18 protein-coding genes and 2 pseudogenes are annotated in these 20582 nt (G+C 49.2%); 6 read left to right on the top strand and 14 right to left on the bottom strand.

Going from position 1 to position 20582, the window contains the following annotated elements; translation table 11 throughout:
- On the bottom strand, positions 1–201 hold a 201-nt coding region (locus JOY44_RS33200), incomplete at its 3' end, for a DoxX family protein (protein ID WP_242541971.1).
- Between the two features lie 36 nt (positions 202–237).
- Here JOY44_RS33200 and JOY44_RS30580 point away from each other — a divergent pair.
- Positions 238–1067 (top strand): IS5 family transposase gene (locus JOY44_RS30580; RefSeq protein WP_197985111.1). Its coding sequence is split into 2 segments (ribosomal slippage): positions 238–622 and positions 622–1067, totalling 831 coding nucleotides; the frame shifts between segments, so codons are not numbered across the junction.
- A 289-nt stretch (positions 1068–1356) separates the two neighbouring features.
- On the opposite strand, the gene JOY44_RS30575 is transcribed toward JOY44_RS30580, so the two are convergent.
- Positions 1357–1506 carry a hypothetical protein gene (locus JOY44_RS30575; RefSeq protein WP_171577111.1) on the bottom strand — a complete coding sequence of 50 codons (150 nt, stop codon included), beginning with the start codon at positions 1504–1506 and terminating at the stop codon, positions 1357–1359.
- A gap of 65 nt (positions 1507–1571) precedes the next feature.
- Here JOY44_RS30575 and JOY44_RS30570 point away from each other — a divergent pair, with 65 nt between their 5' ends.
- Positions 1572–3149, top strand: coding sequence for a DUF6399 domain-containing protein (locus tag JOY44_RS30570; RefSeq protein ID WP_171577110.1), 1578 nt, complete (start codon positions 1572–1574; stop codon positions 3147–3149).
- Positions 3150–3317: 168 nt separating this feature from the next.
- Here JOY44_RS30570 and JOY44_RS30565 read toward each other — a convergent pair whose 3' ends face one another.
- The 5 genes from JOY44_RS30565 to JOY44_RS30545 all read right to left on the bottom strand — a co-directional run bounded on the left by JOY44_RS30565 (position 3318) and on the right by JOY44_RS30545 (position 8985).
- Positions 3318–5123: an NACHT domain-containing protein gene (locus JOY44_RS30565; protein WP_171577109.1), complete on the bottom strand. Its 1806-nt coding sequence runs from the start codon at positions 5121–5123 to the stop codon at positions 3318–3320.
- A gap of 72 nt (positions 5124–5195) precedes the next feature.
- Positions 5196–7403, bottom strand: coding sequence for a tetratricopeptide repeat protein (locus JOY44_RS30560; RefSeq protein WP_171577108.1), 2208 nt, complete (start codon positions 7401–7403; stop codon positions 5196–5198).
- Positions 7404–7523: 120 nt separating this feature from the next.
- On the bottom strand, positions 7524–7781 hold the full coding sequence (locus JOY44_RS30555; RefSeq protein ID WP_171577107.1) for a hypothetical protein: 258 nt from the start codon (positions 7779–7781) through the stop codon (positions 7524–7526).
- A 387-nt stretch (positions 7782–8168) separates the two neighbouring features.
- Positions 8169–8543: a transposase gene (locus tag JOY44_RS30550; RefSeq protein ID WP_171577106.1), complete on the bottom strand. Its 375-nt coding sequence runs from the start codon at positions 8541–8543 to the stop codon at positions 8169–8171.
- 73 nt (positions 8544–8616) lie between these two features.
- The gene (locus JOY44_RS30545) at positions 8617–8985 is read right to left on the bottom strand and encodes a helix-turn-helix domain-containing protein (RefSeq protein ID WP_171572621.1); all 369 of its coding nucleotides are present in this window, start codon (positions 8983–8985) and stop codon (positions 8617–8619) included.
- A gap of 927 nt (positions 8986–9912) precedes the next feature.
- On the opposite strand from JOY44_RS30545, the gene JOY44_RS30540 reads away from it, so the two are divergent.
- On the top strand, positions 9913–10665 hold the full coding sequence (locus tag JOY44_RS30540; RefSeq protein WP_171577105.1) for a reverse transcriptase N-terminal domain-containing protein: 753 nt from the start codon (positions 9913–9915) through the stop codon (positions 10663–10665).
- Between the two features lie 483 nt (positions 10666–11148).
- On the opposite strand, the pseudogene JOY44_RS32010 reads toward JOY44_RS30540, so the two are convergent.
- The 3 genes and pseudogenes from JOY44_RS32010 to JOY44_RS30530 form a co-directional block, all read right to left on the bottom strand.
- Positions 11149–11361: pseudogene (locus tag JOY44_RS32010) on the bottom strand (zinc ribbon domain-containing protein); the annotation flags it as partial.
- A gap of 31 nt (positions 11362–11392) precedes the next feature.
- On the bottom strand, positions 11393–12223 hold the full coding sequence (locus JOY44_RS30535; protein ID WP_197985722.1) for a recombinase family protein: 831 nt from the start codon (positions 12221–12223) through the stop codon (positions 11393–11395).
- A complete protein-coding gene (locus JOY44_RS30530) occupies positions 12210–12419 on the bottom strand; it encodes a hypothetical protein (RefSeq protein ID WP_171573166.1) in 210 nt (69 codons plus the stop codon). Before JOY44_RS30530 ends, JOY44_RS30535 begins: the two co-directional genes overlap by 14 nt.
- Before the next feature lie 252 nt (positions 12420–12671).
- Here JOY44_RS30530 and JOY44_RS30525 point away from each other — a divergent pair, with 252 nt between their 5' ends.
- Positions 12672–13703 (top strand): group II intron reverse transcriptase, encoded by a 1032-nt coding sequence (locus JOY44_RS30525; protein WP_171577104.1) that lies wholly within the window; start codon positions 12672–12674, stop codon positions 13701–13703.
- 11 nt (positions 13704–13714) lie between these two features.
- Positions 13715–14616, top strand: a protein-coding gene (locus JOY44_RS30520; RefSeq protein ID WP_242541967.1) for an IS630 family transposase whose coding sequence is annotated in 2 segments (ribosomal slippage) — positions 13715–14041 and positions 14044–14616 — 900 coding nt in all. Because the reading frame shifts where the segments join, the coding sequence is not laid out codon by codon here.
- A gap of 5 nt (positions 14617–14621) precedes the next feature.
- On the opposite strand, the gene JOY44_RS30515 is transcribed toward JOY44_RS30520, so the two are convergent.
- A complete protein-coding gene (locus JOY44_RS30515) occupies positions 14622–15929 on the bottom strand; it encodes an IS701 family transposase (RefSeq protein ID WP_171573592.1) in 1308 nt (435 codons plus the stop codon).
- 338 nt (positions 15930–16267) lie between these two features.
- Between JOY44_RS30515 and JOY44_RS30510 the strand changes: the two genes are divergently transcribed.
- Complete coding sequence (locus JOY44_RS30510; protein WP_171577103.1) at positions 16268–16969, top strand: hypothetical protein; 702 nt, start codon at positions 16268–16270, stop codon at positions 16967–16969.
- 183 nt (positions 16970–17152) lie between these two features.
- On the opposite strand, the gene JOY44_RS30505 is transcribed toward JOY44_RS30510, so the two are convergent.
- From JOY44_RS30505 to JOY44_RS30495, 3 genes and pseudogenes are all read right to left on the bottom strand, one after another.
- Complete coding sequence (locus JOY44_RS30505; protein ID WP_171571797.1) at positions 17153–18226, bottom strand: IS630 family transposase; 1074 nt, start codon at positions 18224–18226, stop codon at positions 17153–17155.
- Between the two features lie 251 nt (positions 18227–18477).
- Positions 18478–19803: a cytochrome P450 gene (locus JOY44_RS30500; RefSeq protein WP_171577102.1), complete on the bottom strand. Its 1326-nt coding sequence runs from the start codon at positions 19801–19803 to the stop codon at positions 18478–18480.
- A gap of 289 nt (positions 19804–20092) precedes the next feature.
- Positions 20093–20514, bottom strand: a pseudogene (locus tag JOY44_RS30495) (IS6 family transposase); the annotation flags it as partial.
- Positions 20515–20582 lie beyond the last annotated feature (68 nt).

The following is a 20582-nucleotide window of genomic DNA, read 5'->3' as shown; positions in this document are numbered from 1 at the left end:
AAAGAAGATAGGAAACGGCAAGCCAATCACTTTTACATAGGCTTCAGCGAAGTTTGGAATATCTGATAACTTATCCAGTCCGTTATGGACAATCATGATGCCTAAACAAACTCGTAATATGGTCCAAGCAGATTGGGACCAAAAGCCTGGGTTCGTGCTTGATTTAAAGAGCTTCAGAATAGACCTCTTGCGTGAATGTATGTAAGCAGCTAGAACTAGGTCAAGGAGGAGGATATTATGACCTACGAGCAACTTAGCCAACTTAAACCCGGAGCTTTCAAACGTCGATGTGGGGTTCACCTTGAAACGTTTGAGCAGATGGTAGCAATATTGCGTCCCGATCTTGACCGCAGGGGAAAACGGGGTGGACAGTGCAAATTAAGCGTAGAAGACCAATTGTTGGTCGTACTTGAATACTGGCGAGAATACCGGACACAGTTTCATATCGCCACCACGTGGGGGATGAGCGAGTCAGCCGTATGTCGATTGATTCAAAAGGTGGAAGGATTATTGACCAATTCAGACCAGTTTCGGCTACCCGGCAAAAAGCAACTCTACCAGAATGCCAGTACTTGGAGCGTAGTGGCAGTGGATGTGACTGAAAGCCCCATTGAGCGTCCCCAAAAAAACAGCGAGGCTACTACAGCGGCAAGAAAAAGCGGCATACCCTAAAAGCTCAAGTGGTAGTCAATCAAGCGACTGGACAGATTATCTGCACAGCCTTTGGCAAAGGGCGAGTCCATGACTTTCGCTTGTTCAAGCTCCATCGCCTGCCGATGCTGCCGGAGCAGTTGTGTTTAGCGGACAGAGGCTATCAGGGTATGGCAAAGCTACATCCCTGTAGTTGCACTCCAACCAAAAAGCCCCGTAAAGGCAAATTGAGCAAAGCTGAGCGGCAGCACAACCGAAATCTAGCCCGATTGCGAGTAGTCGCTGAGCATGTCAACCGCAAGCTCAAGATTTTTCGGATTCTGGCTGAACGGTATCGAAATCGACGCAAGCGCTTCGGGTTGCGCTTCAACCTGATTGCGGCGATCATCAACTGTGAACTTTCGCTCTCTTCTTGATTCACGCAAGAGTTCTAATGAGAGAAGTAGACATGATTAAGTGATGAAACGTTAACTTACATTAAATCGGCTTAATATATATTAACGTTTACTGCAAGTGCAAGTTGTGCATGTAAAAAAGGTCCACATGCGCCAGAGAAGTATGGGGTTTGAGGTGCAACGGAACAGGAAATCACGTCAAGGCTAGAATATTTGCTCAGCAACTATTTCAAAAATTGCCTTTCAGTCTCATTGAGACGTACACGTTAAAGGGGTTAAATGAGTAGCCGCACAGAAAATCACGCTAAGGCTATTTCCCTCTATCTGCTGTTCCTGTAACGACCGGCTTAAAAACAAAGCTCAAGACGTTGTCGATGGCATGACGGCATTGATAAGTGGAGCGGCTACCAACATAAAGCGGGACAGCAATGCCCTGAGCAGGTAGAATTGGCCTCATCATGGAAAAACCCTGTGACTAAGCGCGAGGGCAAGTATCCTACCCTCAAGAGTTAAATGAGGGAACGGATGAGACTCAATATACGAGAACGGCGTCAAAAAGTCTTCCAAGCATTTTCTGCAAAAGGACCCCTGACGATTCGAGCCATTGCTCAGGCAACCGGAATTTCCAAGAGTAGTGTGCATCGACATCAGCAAGCCATGACGCGTCGGCATCAGTATCCAGAGTCAAGGGTGTGGGAGAGTGCCATCGGAGCGCAGTGGTTAAAACGGCTGGTGGTTGCCACGGTGTTTATCTTCTGCTTCAAGCGAGGAGTGGGCTGTGAGAGCTTAGCTGAGTTCTTCCGACTGCTGGGACTAGAACAACAGGTGGGGGTTTCCGTTAGCTCCTTGCGCCAGATTCGTACCCAGATGGAGACGCAAATTCTGGACTATCAACGTCTGCAACAGTCTCAGTTGGAGCACCCTCAAACGCCGGTTGAAGCGTGTGTCAGCGTCGATGAAACGTTCCTTGACCAGGTAGTGTTAGTCCTGTTGGACTTACCCAGTGGCTTCATCCTGGTGGAGGAGATGTCCCAAGACTATCGCTACGAAACCTGGCAACAGCATACCCAGCAAGCGTTGAGCAAACTAGGGTTGAACATCCATTACTGTGTCAGTGACCGAGCCAAAGCCTTGGTCAAACTTGCGCTTGATGAACTGGGGTGTCCGAGTATCGCCGATCTGTTTCATGCGTTGCGGGAACTGTCGCAAGGGATAGGCAGTGAGTTGTCTGAACACCTGTTTCGAGTCAACCGACGACTGCGCGAGTTGGATGACTCGACAGCAAATGCCTCCTTAAAGCAGCAACTGCAAGTCCAGCAAAGTGGGTTAGAGCAGGCTCAAACCCAATACCGATCCATCTTGCATCAACTGACGACCACGCTCCATCCTTTTGCGATTCGGTTGGGCATTCCTCAGACGAGCAAAATGGTTGAATCTGAATTCCAGCAGCAAGCGACCACCCTGCGCACCCTGAAACAAACCGATCAACTGTCAGATAAACCGGGCAGTCTCTCCAAGTTTGAGCGTCAACGGCACGACTTGGCAGCCGTGGTTGACCTCTGGTGGAAGTGGGTCGAGCAAAGCTTGAGCGTTCGAGACTGTGAGCGATCCACGGGCGATTGGGTGAAGCAACACCTGTTGCCGGTCCACTACTGGCACCAGCAAAGTGTTCGCACGAAAAACCCAACCCTTAAGGCTGCTTACCAAATCGCGGCCCAACACGCTCAAGCCGCGTTAATGCGCCACCCTATCACCACGGCGATGTCTTGTGAGCAGTTCACCCAGTGGCAAACTTGGGCAACCTCGATGGTGACTAAATTCCAACGAACCTCTTCTCCGGTTGAAGGACGCAACGGCTACCTGAGCCAGATTCATCACAATCGCCGAGGCTTATCGACCCGACGTTTACGGGTGATGACCACGATCCACAACTTCCACCTCCAACGCTCTGATGGCTCGACAGCGGCTGAACGTCTTTTTGGTAAACCCTCTCCTGACCTCTTCGAGTGGCTAGTTCAACAGATGCCAGTCCTCCCGCAAGCGCGGCGCGGCAAAGCTGCTGCCAAAGCTAGAACTCCCTTCCTACCCACTGTCCCGGCTTAAATCGGTAGCCGCAGAAGTTATCAATCAATCCCTGCCATCCTTTCCTGGCAAATGTTTCTGTTCATCAACTGTGTCTAAAATAGGCAAGATCACAGTCTGGACCTTCCACCAAGAAAAGGTTTCAGCCGATGTGGTACTTAATTGCCAGGAACATTGTCATACCCCTTATCATCGTGAAATTTTCATTTCAGCAAAGTGTTCTTGCACTAAACGATGAATAAAACGATAGTGTCCGCCTACTCGCTGCAACAATAGTCGATCTGTTGCGTAATTAAGGAAGCGACCATAGTTCCAAGGAGTATAACCGTTTGCCCACAGAACCAAACGCAGGGAGAGATGCTGAATACAAACCCCACCACCAAAAAGCAAGCCACCGACCAATGCAGGGAAGACCCCAACAGCCAACCCAATGTTTAACCCAAGCATTAACCCTGCCAGTGTTCTATTCAATAGACCGCTAATAAGTGCAAAGAATAATCCAAAGATTAGAACAACACCAAGTCCAACAATTCCACCGTTGATGAACGACAACCAGATTCCCTGATTTGGAATGGTCTTTGTCTGAATCGCGGAGCTTTTTAGTCCACCAAAAAATCCAATAAGCAACCCACTGAATAATACAACTAGTAGTAACTCCAGAAGCGTCAGATCTATTTCATTTCCCTTCAACTTCATGATCAGACCTGTAAGCAGTCCATAACCTAATGCCTGGAGCAACAGCCTGACTGAATCTTGCCAATGCCACCTCACCTGTTCAATTGATCTAATTTCACGATCCCTAAGGTTGAAGAAATATCCAAATGCAATCCACAAAAGTAGCTTGGTAAGCCATCCCATAGCCCCCTCAACAAATGCTGACAATAATAATGCCAGCATCAGGGCAAAAGGTAATCCAAACAGATTGCTGTAAATCCATCTCTGCATACCAGGCTGTAACCAATGAGGCTGCATTTCCTCAATCCAAAACTCTGTCTGAAAGTCTTTTTGCAGTTGTTTCGCTAGCCGACTTAACCAATACTGAGTCCTTTGGGAGGATGGCTGCTGGTCTTTAGAGTAAAACTGGTTAATAAGCTTCTTTTCAGTTTGCAATTCCAGCATTTGCCCAATGTAGGCATCTAACAAGTACCGACGTTTATCTCTTCTCATTTTAAAGGACTGCCACTGGGAAATCGATAGGCTTTGTCCCGCTAATATCATCATGTTAAGGAACAGTGGAGTCTGTACCATCTGCACTAAGCCGAAGTCATGCTTAATAGCGTCCCAAAGATTGGAACAACCCAGATCTTTGAGATAGCAATGAATTTGGTCATAGCTCAACGGATGCAAGAAAATCGCTGCATTCAGCAAAAACCGAGTTCTAAAGCTTTGATACTCTTCTAAACGGCTACAGACCACGATTTGTCTAGGTCCGTGAGCCTGCCATAGCCAGTGATTAATTGCTTGAACACATTCTTCTTGCTGCCATGGTTGCAGTTCATCCAATCCATCCAATAACGGTAGCAGTTGATGATTACTTAACCATCTCTCAGCAATTTTTATGTGTACTCCATAATTGAATTTAAGTTCTGCTAGTAACCAGTTGCAAATCGGTTGCTGATCGCCTTTCCAAGTTGAAAGGTTCAATAAAACTGGAATAGGTGCATTAGGATTTTTCTTAGCACAAGCAAGCAGATCTCTTGCCAGTTCTAAGAGAGTTGTCGTTTTCCCCGACCCCGGTGCACCTAAAATTAGTAGTCTGCCTGTGACTTCTGGCTGATTGAAGACATCAATAATAGCGCTGTCAGTTGGCAGTGAGGCGATCGGCTGAGCTTTAATCTTCACTTCCTGAGTCCAAGGTTTATTCACCTGCAAATATGCTGGCTGTTTTGAGAGTTTGAGCAGAACTTGGTGATAGAGAGCTGCTTTTAGCCGACTCTCAACTTCACTTTTGACTACATCTAACAGGAGGCTCCTTGGTGACTCTTTTTGCTCCATTTCTGCTCCATAAGCCGTAAATAGACCATTGCTTAAAAACTAACATCTTCACAATGCCGAGAACACTAGACTTTACTTCGGTACACTTTGGATCGGCAACTGATTCTGTTGGGGATTAGTGCCTATTCCAGGAGTGCAAGAGTGGAAAAGGACTATGCCTAGAACAATCGCCCCTAACACTAGAATTGGAGTGAAACTATAGCTATTTTCAGATGCCTCCTCTCCATCATTGATTGCTGGAGGAGACTTAGGTGCCTCCTCTCCATCATTGATTGCTGGCGCAGACTTGGCACCCAAAAAAAATGTTTGTGGTGAGAAGAACTCTTTTAGGTTTTGATTTGGGAATAGCTCTTTTAGTTCTTCAAGCATCAGAAAGTTATTTTGAGCTTCTGCTAAATCTCTTGCTTGCTTAAAGTATTGGAACGCATCTGCCATCTTGCCCTGTTTGCTGAATAGACACCCCAAATGGTAATAAGCCTCAGCATCATCTGGGGTAAGGCGAACCACCTGCTGAAATGCTTCAGTTGCACTTTTTGTCTGTCCGTACATCGACAGCATTACTCCTAAGTTGTAGTGTGCCTCAGCATTATCAGGAACAATGAGCGTCAATTCCCGATATACATCAATTGCCTCTTCCACCTTTCCTTGATGCTGTAAAACCTCTGATAGAGTGGCGCGAGAAGCGGTAGCTTGTGGCTGGAGGCGAATCGCTTCCCTCAGCTCAGTAATTCCTTCATCAAGCTGATTTTGCCTGCATAGTGCCACACCCAAGTCGTAATGGACTGACTCGTCATCTGGATTGAGGTGAACGACTTCTCTAAGTTGAGAAATCATCTCAGGCTGAGACATCGTAAGGGCTAAATTGTGTTGAGCATCCGTGCAGTTTGGGTTGATCCGAAGGGATTCCTTAAACGCTTTCATTGCCTCCATTCGATCACCCATATTTAAATAGGACGCTCCTAAAGCGTTATGGGCAGTGAAGCTATCAGGATTGAGGCGAATGGCTTGTTGATACATCGCGATCGCTTCAGCAGGGTTATTCTGATCCCCAAGAGCGTTGCCCAAATTCACATATGCTTCAACCAAATTGGGGTTGAGTTGAATGGCTTGTCGGTGGGCTGCAACAGCCTCCTCTAGTTTTCCCAGACCTCTTAAGGCATTTCCTAAATTAGTATGTGCTTCAGCAAAATCAGACCGAATCTGAATTGCTTCCTGGTAAGCTGTAACGGCTTTCTTCAGATTCTTTTGCGACTTAAACACTACTCCCAGGTTGTAATAGCTATTCGCATCATCTGGGTGCTGCTGAATCCTTTTTTGTAGAAGAGCCTTTGCTTGTTGCCATTCTCCCTTTTTCATAGCAGATTCAATCGCAGCAAGTTGTTCAGGATCCACCGTTACGCGACCCTGTAGCTGTTGTAAATACTGCTCAATCGTCTTAACCGATGAAAGACCTTGAGTCTGAGCCAGGGCTTTTGCTTGCTGAAGATGAACGATGGCTTCTTCGCGGCTTCCTTGCTGATTGAGAGCAAATCCCAGGTTGAATTCAGCTTTAACATCCGTGGAATCCAACCGAATTGCTCGCTTGCAGGCGGTAATTGCATCGCTCCAATTCTGCTGGTCTACCAATGCTGCACCCAATTCAGAGTGAGCATTTGCAAACTTTGGCTGTAAGTGAATTGCTTGCTGGAACTCTGAGATCGCCCCATCACGATTACCCTGTTGCTGCAATGCAATGCCCAAATTGTAGTGATCGATCGCGTGAGGACGAATGTGAAGGGCGGTTTTATAAGAAGTTATCGCTTCTTCCAGTCTGCCCTGCTCTCTCAGAAGACTACCCAGATCACCGTGAGTAGCGCCATTTTCTGGATCAATCTGAATCGCTTGTTGATAAGCTGTGATCGCCTCCTCTACTTTGCCTTGAGTAGCAAACGCATCACCCAAGTTGTGGTAAGCCTTGGAATCGTTTGGCTGAATCAAGATGACCTGTCTGAACTCAGCAATTGCTTCTTCTACATTGCCCTGCTGTTTTAATAAACTACCTAAATCGTTGTGAGCTTCTAGAAAGTTGGGATTGATGCGAATGGCTTGTCGGTATTCTGCGATTGCCTCGTCTAAATGATTCAAATTTTTTAGAACTAATGCGAGACTATAGCGAGTCTCCGCATTATCGGGATTGAGCTGAATTGCTCGACGGAATATGACCTCTGCTTCTTCAAAATTTCCCCACTTAGCTAACCGATGGGCGCTTTGAGCCAGTACCTCATCTTCATCCTCAATCATTTCTCAACCTATGGAAGGGCGTTATGGTAGAGTATTGGATTCAATTTTGCAAGACGAAAATTGAGATTGCCAAAGAAAGCAATTAAATTTAACACTCTACTGATCGCCATCTAATACCGCCTATCGTGACTTTTTGGCGATCTGGGCAAAATCGTAGGTGGCATAAAATTCAGTCCGAAACGCGCTCCAGGCTGTTCGCTCTAATGCCACATTTACTGCCCGTAATCGGTTCGGCGGCACTGCCAAAGTCACAACCTGCCCAATGCCCATGACGACATACCACGAAACAACGTCCATGCCCTCAGGTGGGAACGCTTTCAAGTAGTCAGACTGCTTTAGTTGGGGTCGAGCCGACATACGACCCAAAAAGTGTACCATGAGGCTGAAACTCTTTCCCTGTAGGAGTTTCAGGAAATAGATGATTTAAGCTGTACTGCTGAAACTCTTGAGTAGTAGAGGTTTGGACTAATTTTGGACATTGTACTAATCAAAAATCAGTCGTATAGCTGTCGCCGGGTGTGTTACAGCGATTTTCAGATAAATAAGCCACAGTGAGCGAACCAACCGAGCGCGTCATCAGCGGAAATACAGTCATTGATAATTTTGCTCAAGGCTTGGTCGAGTGCTTCACGGGTTCGAGCCTTAGCCGAGCGCAAAAGTTGCTTCAGTTTTGACCAACACAATTCAATGGGTGAAAGATCTGGTGAATATAGCGTTTCCGGCTCCTGTGAGGTACAAACTAAAGGCTCAAACCCTTGCTCTCTATTATTCTGCCCGTACCTCATCCGACAGAAAACCGCTATAAGGGGGCAAAAATACAACTTTTGCCCCCACCGCTTCAATTGCCTCTCGCACCACTACGGCATGATGAACAGGTAAGTTATCCATGACAATAATCGCTCCTATCCACAGTTGAGGAATCAAAATCTCCTGGATGTAGAACAAGAACACCTCAGTATTGACGCTGCCGACAAGGCTCATCGTGGCAATCAAACCATCGATACTCATCCCTCCGATTAACGAGATATTCTTTCCTTGATCGCCAGGAGCTTCACTGTCGTACAAGCGTTCACCGATTGGGGCGCGACCATAGAGCCGAGTCATGCCCAGATGGATGCCAGTCTCATCAATGAAGACCAAGTTACGCGGGTCTATCGTGAAACTCCACATCCGATGAGCAAATCGTAAATCTTTGACTCGTTGCGTGTCTTGTTCAGAGGCAATCAGTGTTTTTTTTGACGCTTAACTTGAGCTTACAGACAGTTCGTTGCATGGTCGATACACTCACCTCCACCCCGGTTGCCCTTGCAAAGCGCTCACACAACTCTTCGAGCAGGGCATCCGGTTGGGCCGTAACCAACGCTTCAACGATGGGCAACTGTTCTTTCCCTAACTTGGCAACTGCTCCTCCCCCGTGGGGCTTGGGTTGCACGGTGCCCGTTTCACGATGGTGTCGTCTCAGATCTCTGATGAAGGATAAACTCACCTTAAAGCGCTCTGCCAGTTGCCGCTGTGACCCTTCTTTGGCTTCATACGCTGCCATAATTCGTTGACGTAAATCGACAGATAAGGCGGCTGGCATAGGCGACAATTTTGATATTGCATTGGTTGCCTCTTAGACTGGCAAATTGTGGCTGACTCAAGCAAGAACCGCTGTAAGACAGATTGGTGATGAACATCAACACCCGTGAGCTTTGTGAATTGACCCTTGTCCTAAGTCTTCCGTCCATTGCTATACATAGCCTCTTTTGATGTGGCTTCAACGGCTGAAAGCCCCATTCTCTCGTAGCACTTCTGCCACTCCCACAGAAGTGCTGCTGCTGAGCCTCGCCTTCAATAGATTCTCTAAAACTCAATCCAAATAAGGCTTCCCAGCTCATCTTGCACTTTTTTGGTCGTATGTCGGCGTGCGATTCGTTTCTGCCCAAGTCAAGCCCCTCCACCAGGCTTGACTTGGGCAGAGTCAGGGTGTTGAACCTTGATAACTCAACTTCTGTGTGGTGCGTCCAACCTGGACAATTCCATCTCCCCTAGTGCTGGGGTAACAGCCTAGCCCTCAGGTGTGCGACTGACTCTCAATCGTCTGAAGCAGGGCTAAAAGGCGGTCACTCGGAACCCGACCGGGAATCCCGCCGAGCAAAGCTGCATAGGGCTAACGCCAGTGAATCCACACCTGAACCATCGTCAACGACAACAAGCCTACGCGGGTTGACGGGCTTGCCCAAAAGGGAACGGACTCGAGACAGGCAGTTGCCGATCTTACCTACAAGCACTCTCATACAATCCCGGTGGAAAGTGGGAGCCTACGTGCAGCGCAAAACGGAAGTTGGGAACGAAGTAACCGCCTCAACTGCTCTCTGGGTCGGTCGATACCAGAGTAGGTCGTCAGCCGCATGGGTTGAGGAGGAGGGATTGTCTCAGAAGCCAATGCCTTTGGGAAAGCCAGAGGATATGCAGACAGAGACACAACAACTGGGAAGGTAGGGTTGTCAGTCGCAATAAACACGTCATGAGCGAGTTAACGACTACGTATGAATGGAGCACGATTCCCTGGCGCAAGCTGGAGCGAACGGTGTTTAAGTTGCAAAAGCAAATCTACCAAGCCGCTTGTCGTGGTCAACGAGCAAAAGTTCGCAGGCTTCAACGTCTTCTGATCCGCTCTTGGGCAGCGAGAGTTCTGGCAGTCCGACGCGTGACGCAAGACAATGCGGGCAGGAAGACAGCAGGTATCGACGGCTTAAAGTCGCTTCCGCCAAAACAACGGCTGCACCTTGCCCAACGTCTCCAGCATCACTGGGAGAAAGCCTCTCCCACTCGTCGAGTCTGGATTGCTAAACCGGGTAACTTAGAGGAACAAAGACCCCTGAATATCCCAACGCTCGAAGATAGGGCAAGACAAACCCTATTTAAGCTGGCGTTGGAACCCCAATGGGAAGCTAAGTTTGAGCCAAATTCGTTTGGCTTTCGCCCTGGACGTTCCTGTCAAGATGCGATGGTGGCGATCTATAGCAAAATCTGTCATCAACCCAAATGGGTTTTAGATGCAGACCTTGCCAAGTGTTTCGACACCATCGCGCAGCAACCCTTGTTAGAGAAACTGAACGCCAGTCCGTGGGTCACTCGGCAAATCCGAGCTTGGCTGCGGGCAGGGGTGATAGACCACTTCCAATACAGTGAAACGCCGGAAGGTGTGCCACAAGGCGGTCCCCTCACGCCCTGTACAATGTTGCAAACAATCTTTATCAGAGTCAGGCACAGGTGAAAGGGGTTCGACTCTGAAGACGACATTGACCTGATCTTTGTCAATTTCTACCCGCTTGACCAAGGTGCGAATAATGTCCCGGCGCTGTTGCCAATCCAACTGTTCTAATCCAGTTTTTACTTGAGTGGCAAAGTCTTTTAATCGGCCAATGATCAGCCGAAGCTCTTGTTGGCGGGTCATTTCTGAGGTTGCTTGCGCGATCTGAGTTTCTAAGGCGGCGATCCGGACTCGCATCTGAGTGATGCGCGGCTCAAACTCAGCTTTGTGAATCACCCCCTCAGCATAACTATCAATCAGGCGCTCCAGTCCGCGTCGCAGTTTGGTCAATTGCGTTTCCAATGCGGTAAGGTGTTGTCCCTGTTTGGGCGCTTGTGCTCGACGGGTATACTCCTGAGTCAGTCGCTGCGGATTCTCTAGTAACGCCTGCACCTGCTGCCATACTGCCATTTCCAGCAAATCAGTGCGGACTTGCAAATTGCTGCAAATGCGATCTCCGCCAAAGCGATAAGCATCGGTGCCAATACAGCGGTAGTAAGCATACTCTCGAACCTTGCCTTTCGCCGCTTTGTGACTGACAGGTTTACCGTAATAAGCGTAGCCACACTGCTGACAAACTAAGAGTCCTTGCAGGAGATATTTTGCGCCTCTTTGACTTTGGCGGGCGCGTTGGCGATTCTCCTGCAACTGTTGTTGCACGGCTTCAAGTCAATCAACGCGGGCACCGGAATCAAAATCCACTGCTGCGGGTCTTTGTCGTAGATCGAATAATCTTGACGAGGAAAGGGCGACTGTCTACGACCTGGGCGTAAGCGCGGTCGCTTTGTCCCGATCGCGTGCCTTTATAGGCTGGATTGTTCAGCATTCCCCAGATGGTGGAACGATCCCAGACAGGCTTACCCTTGGGTGAGGGAATGTCCGCTTGCTGGAGGCGGCGACAGGCTTCGCCAATCGTTGCCTGTTCTCGCCCTATCCAATCGAAAATTTGGCGCACGACTGGTGCCTGTTCAGGATGGACTTCATAACGCGCTTGCCCATTGCCTTGTTGGGTATCAATGTAGTGATAGCCATAAGGCGCACCGGATAGCGGATTGACAGAACCTGAACGAGCAGCATGGCGCTTCCCACGGCGGCTTCGTTCTAGGATTTTGGCTCGTTCATATTCCGCCACCATGCCTTGAACTTGCAGTAACAGGTCATCCTCGGGAGAGTCGCCTAAAGCCCGATTGAGAAACACAATTTCCACCCCAGCTCGTTGCAGTTCATCCAGGAGCAAGACTTGATAGGCATATTTGCGAGCCAAGCGATCTGGGGAATGAATGTAAAGTCGGTCGATGCTGCCTGTCGCTGCCAGATCACGCAGTTGTTCCAGAGCTGGACGCAAGAGTGTCGCACCACTATAACCTTCATCAATAAATTGCAAATCGGGTTGTAAGACACATCCATCAGCCGTGATCTTTTCCCGCAATATTGATAGTTGACTCTCAATCGTATGAGAGGACACTTGTTGTTCTGAAGAGACACGCGCATAGATCGCCACTTGAATATCATGACTGTTCATAATTCTCTTCTCCAATTCGTTTTTCTATAGCATTGATATCGATAACGGATGCTTGTTTTGGCATTGAAGCGACGCGCCGTACAGGGGGCAAAATCTGTTCATAAGCACTGGCAAGGTACTCAGGGGAGAGTCGGGAAACTTCAAAGCTAGCGCGAACCTCCAATATCCGTTTTCGCTTCGGGTTGGGCTGATTCATGGTGGCTTCCCTCAAAGTGAGAAGAAGGGGTTAAAGCCACTTTAGGAAAAATGCACATTCAAAAGTTTGGCTCCTCCACCAACGGGATACCAAGATATCTCGAAACCTATCATTTCAGTAGTTCTGGGAAGTTTGAGCTTAAATGAAATGCAAGGGGGCACCCTGAAAGCCATCTCCATAATCAGGGCGCAGTTTCTCTCTGGAAATCGAAATTAAAAACTTTAGGGAGGTGTTTGCAACATTGTACAGGGCGTGCTCTCCCCCCTGCTGGCAAATGTCGCTTTGCACGGTATGGAAACCTACCTTGCCCGTTACTGCAAAGGGGCAAAGCTCGTTCGCTATGCAGACGATCTAGTGGTTATTCACCCAGAACGCAAAGGCATCGAACAAGCCCAACGGTTACTCTCCAAGTGGTTGCAGAAAATGGGACTGGCACTCAAACCGAGTAAAACTCGCATCTGCCACACTCTCAATCCGGTGGATGGGCAGGTCGGGTTTGACTTCCTAGGGTTCTCAGTTCGGCAATACCGAATGAGCAAATATAGATCCGGGCGGTCAATGAAAGGTTATAAGACGATCATCCAACCCAGCAAAGCAGCGATGCAGAGACACGTTCAGCGATTGCAGGACGTGGTTAGAAGCCACAAAGCAGCTCCACAAGCTGCTTTGATCCATCACCTGAACCCAATCATTCGGGGTTGGTCGGCTTACTACTCTGCACAGTGCAGTAAGAAAGCCTACTCAAGGCTCGACTACTTGCTCTATCAAAAGCTGCGAGCTTGGGCACATCGTCGCCATCCCAACAAGACGGGCTATTGGCGAACCAGTCGCTACTGGTTGGTCAATCAAGGAGAAGGATGGGTCTTTGCTGCCGGACATGGAAATCAGCGAGTGTGCCTCTGCACTCACGTTGAAACTCCCGTTGTGCGGCACATCAAAGTCCAAGGCAATCGCAGTCCTTTGGATGGGGATTGGAGTTATTGGGCAACTCGGATGGGTAAACATCCAGAGCTACCGACGCAGATTGCCAAATTGTTGCAACGCCAACGCGGAAAATGCTCGAACTGCGAACTGTACTTTAGGTCAGAGGATCTATTGGAAGTCCACCATGTGGACGGAAACCACCAAAATCACAAGTGGGATAATCTGGCTTTACTACATCAGCACTGCCACGACCAAGTTCATTCAGGTATGCGTGACCAGCACCCAGTTGTTGAGGAGCCGTGTGAGGTTATAGCGCTACAAATCAGTGCTAGGACATATCATAGGGATGAGAGTGCATAGAGAAATTGCCCATGCCAGGACCCTACAGCGATGACCTTCGCCAAAAAGCGATCGCGGCAGTTGAGCGCGGAGAAGGCAAAAGTCATGTGAGTCAGATGTTCAACATCAGTCGTAACACCCTCGACCTGTGGCTGAAGCGAAAAGAGCAAACAGGAGAGTGCCGAGCGATTACTCACTATCAGCAGGGATGTAGACATAAAATCACAGATTGGCAACGGTTTCGTGAGTTTGTCCGAGAGCATGGCGGCAAGAGCCAAGGGGAAATGGCGAAGTTGTGGGGAGACGGGGTGAGTCAGCAAAACATCAGTGATGCGTTAGGTAAACTTGGATTAAGTCGAAAAAAAAGACCTACGGCTATCAAGAACGCGATGACCTCAAGCGTCAAGAGTTTGAGGAACGCTTGAAGACAAAACCAACGGCTCAGGTGGTGTACGTTGATGAAGCAGGCATTGATAACCGAGAGGACTATGCCTACGGCTACTGCAAGGTTGGGCAACGCTTCCACGCGCTCAAATCGGGTAAACGAACTGAGCGCGTCAGTTGGATTGCCGCACTCTGTCAAGGAAAGCTGATTGCTCCACTAACCTTTGAAGGTTCGTGCAACCGAGACTTATTCGAAATCTGGTTAGAGCAATGTCTGCTACCTCAATTGCAACCCGGTGATGTCATTGTGATTGACAATGCCAGTTTTCATCGCTCTCAATACATCACTGAACTGGTGGCTGAAGCAGGATGTGAGATCTGGTATCTGCCGACCTATTCTCCTGACTTGAACAAGATTGAGCGTTGGTGGTTTGTGCTCAAAAACTGGATGCGGCAACGGTGGGATGAATTTGACAACTTTCGGGATTGTGTCGATGCCGCGTTTAAGAACTGTCCTGACGCGCTTTGGTATTGCTATATCCCTCATTAATCACTCTAAGCAGATGAAAAGATAAGTTGGAGGTTTAGCTGATGCACCCGTGGACAGATAAACTGATTCATCTTCTGCGTCAGTTGCTCAAACCCTAACTGAAGGGAAGCAATGGGAAAAACCGTCAACCAGTGTTTAAGCCAATTGAAGCAAACTAAAGGTTGAATAACTAAACGCAAGTTGTTGAGTAAGTTCTTCCAACCGCTCTGGTTATTCCACCACGGGTGCTGCGAAAACCGCTGATGGGCCAGTGGACAGGAGTCGTTGAATGGGTCGGCAAACAAACTGACCATCAAAAACGTACTCATGACCAACTCCCACCACTTCTCAATCTGCTCATAGCGGGTCATACGAAAGTCTGCCCACCCGAGTGCATCTTTGGCTTGTTTGAGACCATACTCAATCCAGGTTCTAAAGCCATAACTGTCACCAATATCTTTGAGTTTGATTGCCGGGGCACAGACCATGACATAGGACGTTGAGTTGTCCGGTAACGTGTCAGGGTCAGTGGTCAACAGCCAGTACTGCTTGCGGTGGCTTTTGCCGTAAATCACCTCAGCCATGTGACGGGTTTCTGTCGTGCCATTACTAAAGGTGCGCTTGAAGGTCTGCCAAGGCTCCTGGTACACCTCCTGGTCTTGCGGTAGCCACAAAGCATGGTTGCTGCGAATCGCCAGGATGTAAGGTAGGTTTAATTCATCTAGCACATCGACAAAGTTGACTTTACTTTCGCCATACAAGCTATCGGCGAGCACCAGTTCAAACTCAAATCCTAGTGCTTGTAATTGTCGAATCATGGTTGCCGCAATTTGCGGTTTACTTTGATACTCTTCTCCCTCTTTGAGTCGTTCTCTGGGTTTATACACCTCAAAACTCAATGGCACAATCATGCCATCGACTAAGCCGTAGGCAGTGACAGCGACAATGCCATTTTCCTTCTTACCGACGTTGCCGATGTATTGCCGTTTGACGTAATCAGTGCTTTTTCCCTTCTTACAATCTCCAGTTTCATCAATCAGTAATATCAATGACCGACCGTTGAGTACCTTGAGGGTCAACTCCAATCGCTTCTGGCGTAACTGTTGCACCTGCCAAGGAGACTCGGTAAGGAAGTGATGTAAGTTTTGCTGATTGTTTAAGCCTACTGCTTTGGCAATGGCAGGTAAGGATTTGCGTTTAATCTCGCTAATCATCCCCAGATGCAGAAGCTTAAAGGCTTCATAGCTGCGCACTTCTGGGAATAAGTCCTCATACAATTGGCAGTATTCATCCACAAAATGTATCGTCGGGCGGGCGGCTCTAGATGCTGGCATGGCAATTGAATCTGGACAAACGTACCTCTATAATAGATAGTCTCTAGTCAGAGTGATTTAAGAGGGATAACGTCTCAAGCACGGTTTTGTAGACCAGCGGAGTGGGTGACTGCTCCGCTGAGTTTAACTCGACCCCAACTTAAGCCCGCTGGCACGGTAACGCTGGGTCTCAACGCTACAGGAACGCTTTAGCGTACAAATTTTTCCGAATTCTTCGCTGCTCCCCTTCGGTCGAGCAGCGAAGAAAGTTATCGACTGTTTCCGTAGCAACACGCAACACAAGCGTAGTCTCTCTAGGACTAATGAACTTTGAAAAGACAAAGCTACAGGACTGAACCATGCAATACCGTTATCTTCTGGCGCTCAGCGCACTATCATTTGCCTTTCCGGCTGCCGCCTCAGCCGCTGTTTACACTACGACAACGGGACAAACTCGCTTCGTGCTTGATTCAAGTCGCTCGAAACCGAGCGTGGAATACGTGAGCCGAATTCAAGGTAAAGATTGGATTGGGTCAGCGAATGTGTCTGGTGTTCCAGTGCCTGAGAGTGGTGTCTCACGCTATCGAGGCACGTTTCGAGATTTTCGTACTGGTCCCGGAGCTGAACAGGTTTGTACAGGCATGATCGATATGATTGACAATCGCCCTGGGCAAAGATTCTCAGTCACTTGGAACGTTACAGGCGGCAAAGCTTGTCCCGTCATCGGTCAGACTGTCACGCTCAATTTAGTGGCTGCCTTGCCCCGTCCCGATGGGCGTGGAGACTTTACACCTGCAAGCGTCGATCAGTGGAATGGTGGCACTCAATCTAGCACTTGGCGCGGGTGGAGAGTCGTGTCGGCTGATGGCTTTCTCAACTGTCGCGCCACACCCAATGGGGCCATTCGCCGCACTTACAACGCGGGCGATCCGATCACTGCATTTCGTGATCGCTCCGGGCTGGCCATGACCACCTTTAACGGTTCTCCCTGGCTGCGAACTGCCGATAACTGCTTGGTTCGCGCTAACACTCGCTTTGTGCAGCCAACTAACTCGTTCTAATCGCTTCGCTGTCACGCTTTTAAGGGTCTGGTCTCCCTCGAGGAGCGTTGAAGATTCAGTCGGCTAGGAAGCAACTCGACCCCTACGGACAGAATTTAGAAAAAAGCCCCCTGGGGAATCCTAGTATTTCCAATCTAACGAAGGTTTATACGGAATTGCGGAAGGCAGTACTTTTTGACCAGATTAAATTGCTTGAATCCAATCAAAGCCCACTTTGCCTTGAACTATCACAGGATGCTGCATCAACCATTGGCACCGCTTGACTAAGACATCCTCTAAAGCATCAAGATTGTCAAACACTTGATTAGCGATTGCTTCGCGCAGCAAAGACCAGACACATTCAGTGGGTTGCAGTTGGAGGGTATAGGGCAATAGCGGGTAGAAGAAAATGCCGGGGGGCACCTGAAGTTTTTGGCTCATATGCCACGCGGCCTGATCAACCAATAGAATGATCAACTGCTGACGATGGGGATTGACCTGAGCCGCAAATAGCTCTAACGCCATCTGCATCATGGAGACATTGGCACGGGGCAATAAAAGGAAGTAGCTCGCTCCAGTGGCAGGATGGACAAAACCATAGGTGTAGACCCATTGATAGCGGCGAGAATGATGCGCTGATGGGCGTTCTCCTATGGGTGCCCAAACCCGCCTGACAATGGGTTGCAAGCCTAATCGAGCTTCGTCTTCCGCCCAAATTACAATCTCCCGATTGGGAAACAACGAGCGCAACCACGCCACATGACCTGCTAATCCTGCTTTGAACTCTGCTTGCTGCTCAAGGGTTGCGCTTTGATGATGCACCGGACGCGGCACCTGCAAGCTCAACCCCAAACGTCGTAGATACTTCCAGGCTGTTGAGGGGTGTAAGCAAATGCCAAAGTAGGTTTCGATATACTCCCCAACTTTCGGTCCACTCCAGAGTCCGCCATCATCCGGGGCACTCTGTAAGCGTTGCCGCAATAGCCGTTGCTGTTCATCACTTAAAGCCAACCGATTGCCCCCAGGGTTCAAGCGTTGCCGATTGACTAGTCCGACCGCACCCTCGGCGTTGTAGCGACGGGCAATTTTCCGCACTCCACTACAACTGAGTCCACAAATCTCAGCGGTTTGTTCGATGCTCATCGGAGTCTTTGGATGACTGAGCAATCGAATCACCAACCAACGGTTTTTCTCGCCAGCATCTTGGCACTGAACATACCGCTGAGTTAGATCTGCGTAGTCTAGATGAGGGCTAATTTGAGTGCGGGGTCGAGGCATGGACAGAGTACCTTTTTCATCTTGCTAAATGATACTCCCCTACTCAATTCCGTATTATTACTACTGAAGACACCATTACAATTTGTGATGCCCTCTCTTCTGCGGGACGATCAGTCCTCACTCAAATTTCAGGGGTACTCTCCCCTGATCAGCTTCAACTGCCCTCAAGCAGTCAATTTCTCAATAGCTGAAACGCCTAAAAATTGCCCGCTCACTTGTACGGGGCGCAGTTAACCAAGCGCGCTCTCGGTCTATTCTTGAACGCTTTGGAGCGGCTCGCGGTGAAACTGAACCTTCAGTCCTTCTTTAGAATGGGGGGTTGGCACCATCACCAGTGTCAAATCCTGTGGCAACAAGCTCCAGTCATACCCCTGCAAAAGTTTAGCGGCGAACAGCTTCATCTCTAGACGGGCAAACTCCTTGCCCAAGCACTCCCGCACTCCGCCGCCGAAAGGCACATGGCTAAAAGGCTTTCCCTTGTCCTCCGCCCGTTCTGGGTTAAAGCGCTCCGGGTCGAATTGCTCAGGAGCCGGAAAAAGCGCCCTGTCCTGGTGGGTCAAGTTGATCTCATAGAGCACGCTCCACCCCCTAGGAATGAGAAACCCGCCAAATTCACACGGCTCCAGAACCTGCCGAAACCCTCCCCCTACAGGGGCAACGCACCGCAGCACCTCCTTTAAGACCTGCTCCAAATAAGTCATCTGCTTTAGCGTTTCCAGGGTTAGAGGTGCGCCCACAAACTGAGACTGTTCAGCTCTAGCTCTAGCTTTGACCACCGGATGTTGAGCCAGAAGCAGGCAGAAAGAGGCAAGCGCAGAGGTCAGTGTTTCGTGTCCTGCAAACAGCAGCAGCAACACCTGATCCTTGAGTTCTTCCAGTTCTAACTGCTGACCGTCCTCATCGCGAGCCCGGAGCAATACCCCCAAAGCATCGTTGCCCTGATCGCCCTGCTGTCGCCGCTTCTGAATTAGCGCCTCCAGCCCGTTGAGCAGTTGCTCACGGCAGCGGTAAGCCTTGCCAAAGCGAGTCCAGGGCAAGTGTACAGGTAAGCTGAAAAGTCCCTCGCACCAGGTCTCAAACCAGTGTCCCAGATCAGTTTTAGACGCTTGGTCCAGACCGACCAGCAGCTTGCCAGCAATGTCGAACGTATAGTTCCGTAGCTCTGGGTACCAAGCGAAGGTTTCCAGAGCCGCCCAACTTTCTAGGTACTGGTCGCTGATCGCCACCATTGCTGGAAGATAGTCCGCTAGGGCACGGGGCTGAAAGGCCTGAGCCATCAGCTTGCGACGCTGGATGTGCACTGCCCCTGTTTGCAGTGCCAACGAAAGCGGTCCCAATAGCTTCTTCACGCTAGGCGGCCAGCTGACCACAAAATACTGGTTTTCGTGAGTGAGGACGAAGCCATTCGCCTCTGGACCTTTGAGGAAGACAGTCGGGTTACCCAACAGATGGGTTTTAAAGATCGGACCGTACTGCTGATGGCGCTTCTTAGCAAAGTCGGGATCGCGGAGGAAGGAAAGGGTTTCGCCCAGGATGGGTAGACCCAGCTTGCCAGGAGGTGGAGTTAGAGAAGTCATAGGTGCTGGAAAGTGCCGAAGGTGGGCTGGGCTGCTAAGGTCAGATTTTCGCAGGCTTCAGACTAATTCGCTAGGAGAAGTTGAGCTAACAGATGGGTTCCGTCAAGTAGTTTATGTCTAGGGTCGGTATTGTCAACTTAACCGGAGATGTTCAAAATTAAGCACAATAATCCCGCAATTGTCAGGTTCACTCAATTTACGTAGCAGATTTTAGCCCAGCCACTTCTCGTCAATCTTGAAATCGTTGGCGCAGTTCTTGGCGATTCGGTTGATGGGAGTTCTCGGCTCAATTGTTCCATCCCATGTGCTGTCGATGCTCCACGTTCTTCATCACTTGCTTCTTTGCTGCTTCGTAGCTCTTGAGTTTATCGGTGACAATCACCCGTGGCACGAAGTCTTTTTTTTTGAGGAGTTTACGGAAGAATCGCTTTGCCGCCTTCATGTCCCGATGCCGTTGCAGCAATACTTCCAGGACGTTCTCTTCTAAGTCTACGGCCCGCCACAAATAATATTGCTGCTTCTTGATCGTCACCACCATTTCGTCGAGATGCCATTTATCCGCGATGAACGCGCGTTTACGACGCAGTTGATTGGCGTACGGCTGCCCGAATTTCTGGCACCACTCCCGAATCGTTTCAACAGCATCTTCTTCTCGATGTCCCGATAGACTAAGGGAAAGGTGTAATAGAGCCAGACACAGTGGCTAATAATTTCGCTGGGGAATCGATGACGGGAGTAAGTGGGGCAGCAATCGTGAACCGAGTGGAACCAGTACGATT

Source organism: Leptolyngbya sp. Cla-17, assembly GCF_016807185.1.
GTDB lineage: Bacteria > Cyanobacteriota > Cyanobacteriia > Leptolyngbyales > Leptolyngbyaceae > ULC077BIN1.
Note: the sequence above shows the minus strand (reverse complement) of the source record. Positions and strands in the feature narration are given on the sequence as shown.

Coding starts and splice junctions, on each gene's coding strand:
- JOY44_RS30560 (WP_171577108.1), bottom strand. CDS start 7,403: ATGATTGAGGATGAAGATGAGGTACTGGCTCAAAGCGCCCATCGGTTA.
- JOY44_RS30505 (WP_171571797.1), bottom strand. CDS start 18,226: ATGCCTCGACCCCGCACTCAAATTAGCCCTCATCTAGACTACGCAGAT.
- JOY44_RS30510 (WP_171577103.1), top strand. CDS start 16,268: ATGCAATACCGTTATCTTCTGGCGCTCAGCGCACTATCATTTGCCTTT.
- JOY44_RS30575 (WP_171577111.1), bottom strand. CDS start 1,506: ATGATGAGGCCAATTCTACCTGCTCAGGGCATTGCTGTCCCGCTTTAT.
- JOY44_RS30530 (WP_171573166.1), bottom strand. CDS start 12,419: ATGAATCAGCCCAACCCGAAGCGAAAACGGATATTGGAGGTTCGCGCT.
- JOY44_RS30515 (WP_171573592.1), bottom strand. CDS start 15,929: ATGCCAGCATCTAGAGCCGCCCGCCCGACGATACATTTTGTGGATGAA.
- JOY44_RS30555 (WP_171577107.1), bottom strand. CDS start 7,781: ATGGTACACTTTTTGGGTCGTATGTCGGCTCGACCCCAACTAAAGCAG.
- JOY44_RS30565 (WP_171577109.1), bottom strand. CDS start 5,123: ATGGAGCAAAAAGAGTCACCAAGGAGCCTCCTGTTAGATGTAGTCAAA.
- JOY44_RS30540 (WP_171577105.1), top strand. CDS start 9,913: ATGAGCGAGTTAACGACTACGTATGAATGGAGCACGATTCCCTGGCGC.
- JOY44_RS30500 (WP_171577102.1), bottom strand. CDS start 19,803: ATGACTTCTCTAACTCCACCTCCTGGCAAGCTGGGTCTACCCATCCTG.
- JOY44_RS30535 (WP_197985722.1), bottom strand. CDS start 12,223: ATGAACAGTCATGATATTCAAGTGGCGATCTATGCGCGTGTCTCTTCA.
- JOY44_RS30545 (WP_171572621.1), bottom strand. CDS start 8,985: ATGCCAGCCGCCTTATCTGTCGATTTACGTCAACGAATTATGGCAGCG.
- JOY44_RS30570 (WP_171577110.1), top strand. CDS start 1,572: ATGAGACTCAATATACGAGAACGGCGTCAAAAAGTCTTCCAAGCATTT.